The organism is Belliella alkalica (assembly GCF_022549785.1).
GTDB lineage: Bacteria > Bacteroidota > Bacteroidia > Cytophagales > Cyclobacteriaceae > Belliella > Belliella alkalica.
The window spans coordinates 29,520-41,073 of the sequence record NZ_JAKZGO010000012.1 but is presented as its reverse complement, the minus strand read 5'-3'; the positions used below and the strand labels follow the sequence as shown (position 1 = coordinate 41,073).

At 36.0% G+C, this 11,554-nt stretch carries 9 protein-coding genes; 5 read left to right on the top strand and 4 right to left on the bottom strand.

Going from position 1 to position 11,554, the window contains the following annotated elements; all coding sequences use genetic code 11:
• Positions 1–5: 5 nt before the first annotated feature.
• The 3 genes from MM213_RS14220 to MM213_RS14210 all read right to left on the bottom strand — a co-directional run bounded on the left by MM213_RS14220 (position 6) and on the right by MM213_RS14210 (position 4,635).
• On the bottom strand, positions 6–2,147 hold the full coding sequence (locus MM213_RS14220) for a glycoside hydrolase family 97 protein (RefSeq protein WP_241413269.1): 2,142 nt from the start codon (positions 2,145–2,147) through the stop codon (positions 6–8).
• A 198-nt stretch (positions 2,148–2,345) separates the two neighbouring features.
• Positions 2,346–2,804 (bottom strand): YciI family protein, encoded by a 459-nt coding sequence (locus MM213_RS14215; RefSeq protein WP_369413931.1) that lies wholly within the window; start codon positions 2,802–2,804, stop codon positions 2,346–2,348.
• Positions 2,805–3,252: 448 nt separating this feature from the next.
• Positions 3,253–4,635: a TIGR00341 family protein gene (locus MM213_RS14210; protein ID WP_241413267.1), complete on the bottom strand. Its 1,383-nt coding sequence runs from the start codon at positions 4,633–4,635 to the stop codon at positions 3,253–3,255.
• A gap of 568 nt (positions 4,636–5,203) precedes the next feature.
• On the opposite strand from MM213_RS14210, the gene MM213_RS14205 reads away from it, so the two are divergent.
• The 5 genes from MM213_RS14205 (at position 5,204) to MM213_RS14185 (ending at position 10,384) form a co-directional block, all read left to right on the top strand.
• Complete coding sequence (locus MM213_RS14205) at positions 5,204–5,569, top strand: response regulator (RefSeq protein ID WP_241413265.1); 366 nt, start codon at positions 5,204–5,206, stop codon at positions 5,567–5,569.
• Positions 5,570–5,625: 56 nt separating this feature from the next.
• Positions 5,626–6,423 carry an MlaE family ABC transporter permease gene (locus MM213_RS14200; RefSeq protein ID WP_241413263.1) on the top strand — a complete coding sequence of 266 codons (798 nt, stop codon included), beginning with the start codon at positions 5,626–5,628 and terminating at the stop codon, positions 6,421–6,423.
• The gene (locus MM213_RS14195) at positions 6,416–7,177 is read left to right on the top strand and encodes an ABC transporter ATP-binding protein (RefSeq protein ID WP_241413261.1); all 762 of its coding nucleotides are present in this window, start codon (positions 6,416–6,418) and stop codon (positions 7,175–7,177) included. The genes MM213_RS14200 and MM213_RS14195 overlap by 8 nt, the downstream gene beginning before the upstream one ends.
• Positions 7,177–8,145, top strand: coding sequence for an MlaD family protein (locus MM213_RS14190; protein ID WP_241413259.1), 969 nt, complete (start codon positions 7,177–7,179; stop codon positions 8,143–8,145). Before MM213_RS14195 ends, MM213_RS14190 begins: the two co-directional genes overlap by 1 nt.
• A 412-nt stretch (positions 8,146–8,557) precedes the next feature.
• A complete protein-coding gene (locus MM213_RS14185; protein ID WP_241413256.1) occupies positions 8,558–10,384 on the top strand; it encodes a hypothetical protein in 1,827 nt (608 codons plus the stop codon).
• Positions 10,385–10,411: 27 nt separating this feature from the next.
• On the opposite strand, the gene MM213_RS14180 is transcribed toward MM213_RS14185, so the two are convergent.
• A complete protein-coding gene (locus MM213_RS14180) occupies positions 10,412–11,455 on the bottom strand; it encodes an endonuclease/exonuclease/phosphatase family protein (protein ID WP_241413253.1) in 1,044 nt (347 codons plus the stop codon).
• Between the last annotated feature and the right edge of the window lie 99 nt (positions 11,456–11,554).

Here is an 11,554-nt window from a genome sequence, read left to right as displayed (position 1 = left end):
ATGGATTACAATTTCTTCAATCCTTTCAATGATTCCTTATTTCCTTCAATAATACTGATGGCAAAGCCTCCTCCAGGAGCACTTAGTTGTGAAAGTTTAGACTTTTTATTTACTATGACTTTTCTGATTTCGTATGCTTGGGCGTTATTCCTATAGTGAGCATCTTTGGCATCAGCATAAATCGTTGCAATGTAACTTTTTCCTTCATCCAAGAAATCAAAATTTATGCTTGAAGTTCTGCTTTTATTTCCATTGACATTTCCGACAAACCAATTATTGGTTCCCTTGGCTTTCCTAGCGATAGTTAGGTAATAACCCGGTTCTGCTTCCAAATACAAGCTTTTTTCCCAATCCAAAGCCACATCCTTGATAAATTGGAATGCATCCATAAATTTTTCATAATGCTCTGGTAGATCAGCTGCCATCTGCAAAGGACTGTACATGGTGACATAAAGTGCCAATTGATTTGCGATGGTGCTGTTCACCCAAGAATTATTATCTGGATTCAATTTGCTGATATCCATTTCAAAAATCCCCGGTGTGTAATCCATAGGTCCACCAATCAAGCGTGTGAAAGGCAAAACTGTTACATGGTTTGGTTTGGATCCACCGAAAGCTTGGTACTCTGTTCCCCTTGCGGATTCATTGGCTATCAAATTTGGATAGGTTCTACTGATACCTGTTGGTCTCACAGCTTCATGGGCATTGACCATGATTTGGTACTCAGCTGCTTTTTCCAATGCATATTGATAATGATTTACTTGCCATTGACTGTAGTGATTGTCTCCAAATGGTAAAATCGTGCCCACATAGCCGCTTTTTACCGCATTGTAGCCATTGTCTTTCATAAATTGATAAGCAATGTCCAAGTGTCTCTCGTAGTTTCTCACAGATGAAGATGTCTCATGATGCATGATCATTTCAACACCTTTTTCTTTGGCATAATCTCTTACTCCTTCTAAATCAAAATCAGGGTAGGGAGTGACAAAGTCAAATACATAATCCTTGGCATTCCCAAACCAATCTTCCCAACCTATATTCCAACCTTCGACAAGTACACCATCAAATCCATGTTCTGCTGCAAAATCAATGTGTTTTTTCACATTTTCAGTCGTAGCTCCATGTTTTCCATTTGGTTTGGCCTTGCTAAAGTCTGTGACTCCCAATTGTACCGCAGGGAAGTCATCAGTGTATGACCATTTGCTTTTTCCTGTGATCATTTCCCACCACACACCGATATATTTCATTGGCCTTATCCATGAAGTGTCTTCAATTTTGTTTGGTTCATTAAGGTTTAGAGTGATTCTTGAAGCCAATATATCCCTAGCATCATCAGACACGATAATTGTTCTCCAAGGAGTCACTGAGGGGCTTTGAAGGTACACCTTATCACCATTTGCATTTGGAGTTAACCAAGATTCAAAAATCATGTTTTCATCATCTAAGTTGAGGTGCATCGTGGCATAATCTATCAAAGCTGCTTCATGTAGGTTGATGTAGATTCCATCATCAGTTTTAAGCATCAGGGAAGTTTGTACTCCGGTAGGGGAGAATGAAGTCTGAGATACGTTGGCTGTGATGGCCTGTGGCATCAATCCTCTTATTTCAGATAGCTTTGACTCCATATAATCATACTCTTGAGTATCATAATCTCCAGGAATCCAAAATGCAGTATGATCACCAGTCATTGCAAATTGGGTTTTTTCTTCAGAAATGATGAAATGCGCTAGATTTTCCTGTGAGGGAAACTCATATCTAAATCCAATGCCATCATCAAAAACCCTAAATCGGATATTCAATGTCCTGTGTTGATGTGTCGCATCTTGATGCAGCGTTACCAAAAGTTCTTTATAGTGGTTTCTGATGCTTTTTTCTTCTCCCCAGATTGGCTCCCAAGTTTCATCTACTTGGTCATCTTCGGAGTTGTAGGTAACAAAACCATCTATAAAGTCAGGTTTGTCTTTCAATTTCAGCCCTAGCTTACTCGGTAGAATGACCGCTTTGCCTTTGAAATCGAGAGCATACTCAGGTTTCCCATCATTCAGGGAAAAGTTCAGTTCAAGTTGGCCATTTGGAGAGGTGATTTTCTGCCCATAAGTCCAGAAGTTAATGCACAAAAGCAATAATAGGGTTAATAGCTTTTTCATTTATTGATAGGGTTTATTTATAAATTTGAGGTAGGATTTTGAATCCATCAAATCGAAATTAAGCCAATAAATGAGTCAAAAAAAGCATTTTGAGGAATTACATGGACGATTAGAGAAAAAAAATATATGCAATCGATTGATATATTTGAAGATGCAAAACAATCTCTGTTTTGTCTCAATTAAATTTGATATTTGTTGCTAGAATTTTACTTTTTGAAGTTTAGGATAAATCTCTCCTAGCATTCCCAAAGCTGCAGATCCATACCATTCAATCAACTCCATTTTTAATACACCTGCTTGAACAGCCGGGTCAGTATTTGTAAGCAATTCTGCTTCTGATTTAGTAGAAACATCAAAGATAAAGATCCCTCTTTTTTCTCCGCCATTGATAAAAGGTCCTGCCAATACTAGTTTACCTTCTTCTGCAAGTTTGTTGATGTTTGCCATGTGACCTTTTTGGATTTCTTGCCTCTCTTCTTGTGAATATTCATTTACCCGATCCCCAGCCAAAAGAAATGCCATCACATAGGTTTTCATGCCATAATCATCCGCACCGAGTTTTTTAACCAGAGCAGAGTCATATTCCGCATTTTGCGCAAAAGAGATTGTCGAAATGAAAGCAAGAAAAGCAAAACTTAGTGTTAGATTTTTCATCATGTTGATTTGGGGTTAGGGATTAGTTATTAGTCGAATAGGGATTAGTGAAATAGTGAACTCAATCTTGTCACATCGACCTTGGGAGATGTCTCGTAGTGTTATATTTAAGGAAAATAGTTGATTAGGAGATTAGTGGATTAGGATTTCTCTATTAATACTTTTTCTAAACTTCTAAACCCTAAGCTTCTAAACTAATTTTGATTAGGGGATTAGTCGAATAGGGGTTAGTAGAATTCTATCATACATAAAGATAATTTACAAATAAGAAATCAGAGCTACGCCCCTTATAGTTAGCCTTTTGCTTCCTTGCTTCCTTGGTTCATCGTACTTCGTACTTGGTACTAGTATCTACACTCTACAATCCACCCTCTAAAATCTATAATCTAAAATCTACCCTCTAAAATCTAAAATCTACCTTCTAAAATCTAAAATCTACAATCCCTTCCTTCTACTGAATAATCAAAGAAACCGTATCCGCTTTGGTTCGGATTTTTAACCATTCCTGAAACCGTTTCATTTCTTGGTCATTTGGTTTCTGCCGAAACTTGGCATAGGCCATCAGAATTGTATCCTGTTTGTTTTGTGTCACATCTGCTACTACGGCTCGGTTTAATGAGAAGCTTTGCAGGCCAGTATGATTGATTTTAGCTTCATTGGCGAGATCCATTACCTGTTTACTAGATTCTGCATATTGAGAAAGCTCATTCTCCAAAAATGAAATCTTTTGATCTTTGTTTTGGATCAACAATTCATTTCTTTCATAAAGGTCTTTCAGAATATCCGATCTCAACATGTTTAAATCAGTTCCTCCATCACCACTTTGTTTGATTTTGAGGTGTGTTTTGTTAAGACTAAAGACTTTAAGTTTATTTTGAAGTCTTTGGATTTCATCATCATCTATTCGTTCGCCAATCAAGGAGATTTCTATTCCGCTGCTGTCAGAATTATACACTAGGTTGCTAGCGATAACCTGTGTTCTAGGAAAGTCCATTTCTGTTTTGATAAATTCTTTGGCACTTCTTTCCCAAAAAGTCCGAGTGACAATATTATACGCCAGGTACACACTCGGTATCACTGTCAAAAGTGTGAAAATAGTGATGTACCTTTTTACAGTCTGTTCCCGTTTTGGGTCTAAAAATTCCTTCTTTGGGAAATTCATGAATCTTACGATCAGGTAAGTTGAAAGACTTATAAATACTGAATTGATGAAAAAGAGATAGAATGCACCAAAAAAGTAATACAAATTCCCAGTCGCCAAGCCATAGCCAGCGGTACAAAGTGGGGGCATCAAAGCTGTTGCGATTGCGACACCAGGGATAGCGTTACTTTTTTCTTTTCGAGAACCAGCGACTATCCCTGCAAGGCCACCGAATAGGGCAATCAGTACATCCCAGATACTTGGTTCTGTTCTGGCCAATAATTCGGATTGGGCTTCATTGAGAGGAGTAAATGAAAAGTAAATTGTACTGGTCAAGATACTTATCAAAACTGCAATTCCAAGATTTTTTAAGGATCGCTGAAGTAACTCAAAATCGTTGATTCCTGCGGCCATTCCTATCCCCATAATAGGTCCCATTAGGGGGGATATTAGCATGGCACCAATGATGACTGCTGTAGAATTTACATTCAATCCCACAGAAGCCACAAAGATTGCAAATATCAAGATCCAAAGATTGGCACCTTTGAATTCTATGTTTTTCTTAACATAGTCTATGGTCTCTAATTCATCTTCTTTTCCTTCATGTAGATCAAATCTATCTCTAAAAAATAATAAGGCCATCATTATTTTTCGGCGAATCCCTAATGGTTCTTTATCTTTATCTTGGATCATTTTCAACGCAATTAAAGAGGGCAAGTTAAAGAATTTTTTAAAACTAACATGGGTAAAATCTCCCTTTACAAGATAATTGTTTATCAAATTTTTCAAGAATCGAAAGAGGGGAGGGCAGCGGAGTATTGAAGAAAACAGCTTGATATAGGTGTTTGATATAACGCTATTTTAACATTCAAATCGCATGGAAGCATGTCAAAATCTTAATTTAAATCTATAAAAAGCACCCTTGGTGGAAAAGATTCAATTGTTGATAGTTTTTATTTTACAAAAAATTAACAGCAAAATTGAATCTATATCTTATATTTAGATATATGCATCTAAGTAATTGGTAAATAATAAAATATGATAAATTTAGCCTAGACTAAATATGTCTTATCTAAAAAGTTTAGGTTAATCTAAAAATGTTTTTTAAGTCAGAATTGCCACAACTATGGATAAAATCTTACTTTTGTTGATACCAGATTTACTATGCCTGGAAAGATCTGAGACTAGTGTTTTTCCGTATGATAGTATCACACCCAATTAGAATTCAGAATAGTTTAAGTCGAGGCTTTATTTTGAGACTATGCAAAAAGAGATAAATAAAATAGTTTTTGTTGATGATGATAAAATCCAGCATATGATCAACAAGAAAAATATAATCAAAATCAAGCCTGATTTAGAGTTGGTATTTTTCGATGATCCATTTTCGGCATTAAATTGGCTTGAGATTGAAACTGCAGACTTGCTTTTGCTTGATATCAATATGCCCGAGATGAGTGGTTGGGAGTTTTTGGAATTGCTAAATCAAAAGAATATTAAGATAGATGTTAATATGCTTAGTTCATCAATGGATCCTGAGGACTTGGCTAAAAGTAAGGAATTTGATTTGGTGAAAGGCTTTTTGATAAAGCCGTTGGGTATAGATATCATAGAAGATTTGCTTAAATGAAAAATCATCATTTGTGATTTAAAATTGATTACTTTAGAGCTTTATATTTAATTCTTATGTCAGAAATTACTGCAAGAAATAAACCTGTCATTTCAAAAAAAATTGATAAGTTTTTCATTGGATTGGCAAATGCTTTCAGATTTGTAAAGAGGTTTTTTCAGGAGGTATGGTTTCCTCCTTACGAATTCAAAGAGATTCTTAGACAATGTTATGAAATCGGATACAGGTCGTTGCCTTTGATATCATTGACTGGCTTCATTGTCGGGATAGTTTTCACTAACCAATCTCGTCCGTCTTTGGCTGAGTTTGGTGCAGCATCTTGGCTACCGGCTTTGATCTCTATAGCAATTATTCGTGCGATGGGGCCCTTAGTCACAGCTTTAATCGCTGCAGGTAAGGTGGGTTCTAGCATTGGAGCAGAAATTGGTTCTATGAAAGTAACAGAACAAATAGATGCAATGGAAGTGTCGGCTATCAATCCATTTAAATATTTGGTCATAACTCGTACCATCGCAACTACGCTAATGATACCTGTTTTGGTAATGTATACGGATTTTGTTGCTTTGATTGGCTCGTTTATCAATGTCAACCAAAATGAATTGGTCAGCCTTTCTACATTCTTTGTTCAGGTTTTTGAAGCTGTTTCATTTTTAGACGTCTTCTCTTCGCTGATCAAATCGCTTGTGTTTGGCTTCACCATAGGAATCGTCGGTTGTTATAAAGGGTACAATTCGTCCAATGGAACAGAAGGTGTAGGGAAAGCAGCAAATGCTTCTGTGGTGATGTCCATGTTTTTAATTTTTATCGAAGAATTATTGGCGCTTCAAATTGTAAATGCAATACGTTATGCATAATGAAGAAATAAGTAAAGTAGTAGAGATCAATGGGCTTAAGAAGTCTTTTGACGAAAACCATGTGCTAAGAGGAGTAGATCTTGATTTATATAAAAGTGAAAATTTAGTAGTTTTAGGTAAATCTGGCTCTGGAAAGTCAGTTTTAATTAAATTGATGGTTGGCTTGTTGAAGCAGGATGAAGGCACAATAAAGATTTTAGGCAAAGACACTTCAAATCTTACGCTTAAAGAATTGAATAAGCTTCGTCTGAAAATCGGCTTTGCTTTTCAGGCTTCTGCTTTGTACGATAGTATGACAGTTAGAGAAAACTTGGAATTTCCTCTAACAAGAAATATCAAGAACCTGACAAGAAAGGAAATCAACATGAAGGTCGAAGGACTATTGGATTCTGTGGGACTTCCCAAAACAATCAACCAAATGCCAGCCGAATTGTCAGGCGGACAGAAAAAGAGGATAGGTATAGCTAGAACTTTGATTTTGGAACCTGAAATCATGCTATATGATGAACCTACAGCCGGTCTCGATCCCACGACATGTATTGATATCAATAATTTGATCAATCAAGTAAGAGAAGAGTATAACACTGCTTCTATCGTAATTACCCATGACTTGACCTGTGCCAAGGTAACAGGAGATAGAATGGCAGTATTGATAGAAGGTCAATTTGAAGCAATTGGAACTTTTGATGAAGTATTCACAAATGCCTCAGACCCAAAAATAAAATCATTTTATGACTATAATTTCATTAAGTAATGAGAAACGATAATAAGAAATCTGTCCTAGTTGGCGTGTTTGTACTGATTGGTATTGCAATCTTGGTAGCCGCTATCCTGACTTTAGGTGGTCAGCAAAAGAGGTTTGTGAAAAGCATCAGCTTGAAAGCGGTTTTTGATGATGTAGCTGGTTTGCAGACAGGAAATAATGTCTGGTTTTCAGGTGTGAAAATCGGTACTGTCAAGAAGATTAACTTTTACGGAGACTCGCAAGTAGAGATCGAAATGAATGTCGAAGATAAATCAAAAGAATATATTCGTAAAGACTCTAAAGCTACAATAAGTTCGGATGGTTTGATTGGTAATAAGATTATTGTAATCTATGGCGGTACTACTCAAGCACCTGTGGTCGAAAGTGGTGATAGGTTAATCTCTGAAATGCCTCTAGACACGGACAAAATGATGGAAACTCTTCAAGAAAATAATAACAACCTGGTTTCAATCACCAATGACCTGAAAATCCTCACTGGGAAAATTGCTGAAGGTGAAGGTATCATTGGCGCAGTTTTGACGGATAGCACACTTGCCATCAATTTCAGGAATATCCTACTCAACTTGGAAAGTACTTCTGTGAAAAGTAATAGAATGCTTGCTGACATGACTACCTTTTCTGCAAATCTCAACAAAGAAGGGACGCTATTCAACGATCTTGCTACTGACAAGGAATTGTATAGCAAACTTCAAAGCGCCGTCACAGACCTACAAGGAACTGCTGAAAATGCCCAAAAGATGACAGACAACCTAAATACTGTTACCAACAAATTAAACAGTTCTGATAATGCTTTAGGTACTTTGCTCAATGATGCAGAATTCAATAATACTTTGAAGAGCACATTTGTTAATCTTGATAGCTCAACAATGAACTTGAATAGGGGATTGGAAGCATTGGAATACACTTGGCCATTTAGAAGAGGATTCAAAAGAATGAACAAAGCAGAAGGAAATTAATTTCGCCAAAATACTTCATAAGAAAAGCCTCCCAACCCAAGGAGGCTTTTTTTATGGTATATACCTTCTACCTTGGTTTGTGTCCCCACAAACCAATCAATACTAAGCTCCTTCCCTTGGTTTGTGTCCTCACAAACCAAATCTAAACCATATCCTTCCCAGAGCAATGAAATTGACAAAAATCATTGATTTCAGATATTGACCATTATTCAATAAATACTCTTGGTGTTTATTATCACATACTTTAAGTTGTTAGATCCTATCAAAAAAAGTTTGACCTTAGTTCAAAGTGTGTAAAATGGCAGTTATAAACACTCTAATAGAGATTATCTTCTTTTCTACATCCCCTTGGCTTTGTTTATTTATTGGTCTATGCCTATCTTGAACCTCTAAATTTTGAGTAATTCAATTCATGTGGTATAAGATCAATTCCTTTTTCAGGAAAATAGCCAGAGTATTTACCTTAGATGGTTTTGCATTATCTTCTGTTTGGGTTCAGTTAACAGCAATTTTTCTGGTAAGTGCGATTCTTATTTTCGGAATGTCAGTTTTGATCGGTGATCTTTCAATGAGCTACAGGTTATTCGCTGACCCATCGAGTTATGCAAATTTGAAGTTGAAGAATGAACTTGTTTTTGGGTTGATTCAAGTTTTGTTGGGTTTAGTATTGTTTTCATTTATCATCTCTGTTTTGTCAGCAGCATTGATTGGATTGATAGAGAAAATCAAAAGCGGTACTTTGCCATTTAACAAAAAAGGACATATTCTTTTTGTCAATTACAATATCAAGTTGCCAATGATATTGGATGAATTTGATATCAAATCATTTCAAGACAGAAAAAAACAGCGTGTCGTGTTATTATTTCCAGATACGAACACAGTAACTAGCTTTAGGCTGGAAATGGATAAGGGAAGATGGCCAAATCTTCAAATTTATTTAAGACAAGGAGATTTATTGTCATTTCAGACATATCAGCGACAAGGGATCTTTCAAGCCTTAGGATTAGTGATTTTGCTACCCGATAACACCACTTCGACATTGGAGGCAGATAATTTTAACCTCAAGCTTCTTACCAATCTTGTCAACAACAAAAAGTTTTTTAATTACCTTAATGACAGGCATTTGGCGAATCAACCTGTAAAATGTCTTTTGGAGCTTTCTGCAAACAAGGAAAGTAGTCAGATAGCCAAACTTTTGACAGCATCTAAAGTAGGGAATTTGTTTGCAGTCACTACTCCAAGTGATGTGATTGGGAGCGTGATGTCTAGGGCAATGGTAGATATGAGTTACTACAATATTTTCTATGAAACACTTTCATTTGCTGGGGCGAGAATTCATTTTGTAGATCCAAAGCGATTCAAGAAGGCAAGGAATCTGATTGGAAAAAGTTTTCATGAACTTCTTATGTCGTTCTCAGGTGGAAGCTTGATTGGTTTTTCAGGAGCCAAAGAAGGTAGGCTAAATGTTCAGCTATGTCCATTTAGTGAAAATTTGGGAAATGACGATTGGTTGATTTTTTTGACAGGAAATATCAAATCGCTAAATTATCAACCTCATCTGGTTAAGCAAAAAGTTGCAGATATGAATGAAATATGTGCTCCTAGTGAGCTCATTTCCAAAGATATTGCGGTCATTGGCAATACTTGGCCAATTGGAAACATTGAAGACTTCATAGATTACAACAGCTTTGTAAACCTCAATAAATCTCACCATGTTTTTGATTCAGAAAAGGATTATTTTCAAAAGGATTTTCTAAACTCTCTTGTCCATTCAAACCATGAAAACATAGTGATTAACTTGCAAGATGATTTAGCTTTCAGGATTTCCTTGATTTTGGCAAATATCAAAAATGAAAATATTGACTTCAAGTCAAAAATTATTACGCTTCTTGGGGATCCTACTGTAGAACAGTTGATTAGAGAGCACACTGATCAAGTTAGTACTGTGTTGTCCCATCAATTGGCAGCCAGATATATTGCCCAATTATCATTTCAAAAAAATCTTGAGAGCTTATTTTCGGAATTGGCATTTGCCGAAGGTTCCGAATTTAACATTCTTGAAGTTGGAGAGCATATCAGTGAGGCAAATTTGAAAAATTCAGAACATGTTAAATCAATTTTGGCCGAAAAGCATTTGATTTATGTTGGTGCGATTGATAGAAGCAATAAAATTCAGCTTTCAACAAATAATTTTAATGGGGTCAAGCAGATTTTGGTTCTCAGCAGAGGCTCAAAATAGTATACATTGATTGAAAAAACGCTTCCCTTATTCAGCAGCTTCTATTTTTTGTTCAGCTTCTAGCTTATCAGCTTGATCAGCATTCATACATTCATTGTCGCCATTTTTTTCCAAATGTAAGACTGTACCGATTGGAAAATGATCGGAACCTACAGCAGGATGTCTACACATATCTTTAACTGTGAAATGTTTGCTTACAAAAATATGATCAAGCGGCCATCTTAGAAAGAAGTACTTGGCATGAAAGGTGTTGAAAAGACCTCTCCCTCTACGTAAATCCAAAAGTCCACTTATTTTCAAAAACAATTCACTTGAATAAGACCAACCTACGTCATTCAGATCCCCCATGACGATGCAAGGTCCTGTTTGTTTTTTGGCTTTTTTGCCAATGATCAATATTTCAGCATCTCTTTCTGTACTGCTAGGATTTTCACCAGGAACAGGTGGGGTAGGATGAATGCCGTATACCCGGATTGACTTTTTGGGATTCACAATCATGTCCAATTCAATAGAAGGGATTTCCTCGTCTATCAAGTAATTGACTGATTGATTAGTAATTTCAAATTTTGAATAAAAAAGAAGACCATAAGTATTCTCCAAGGGTACTTCAATATGATATGGGTAATCTTTTTTAAAAATAGCTACTGCATCTGCCCATTCCTGATTGGTTTCTACAAGAAAGAAAACATCTGGTTTTACTTTTTGGATAAGGTTAACGGTTTTCTGGTAATCAGTATTAAACTGATAGACATTAAGTACCAAAAGATGCACTGATTCCATATCATCAGAGGTACTATTCACAATCATTTTTTTACCCAATGAAGTAAAAGGGTAAATTTTCACCATCAAATAAATCGCTAGACTGAAAATAGGTAATATGAAGAAAAAGTCCGAGAGTTCATGGTTAAGCCCAGTTTTTACAAACCAAAGAGATAATATAATGATCGAAATAATTAATTTTTGTGCTCGCGGGTATTCAAAAACCCTAAAAGTCCAATTATCATGTTTGATCAAAGGCAGAATTCCTGAAATAATCAAAAAGCTGGAGAGAATAATTAAAACGTAATTCATTATTAAACACATTTAAGCTATTTGAAACTATTAAAGGGGGTGTTAAATTATAAAATATCCTCCAAAAGGTGAATTAATCGCAAACTAGTGAATTTTTCT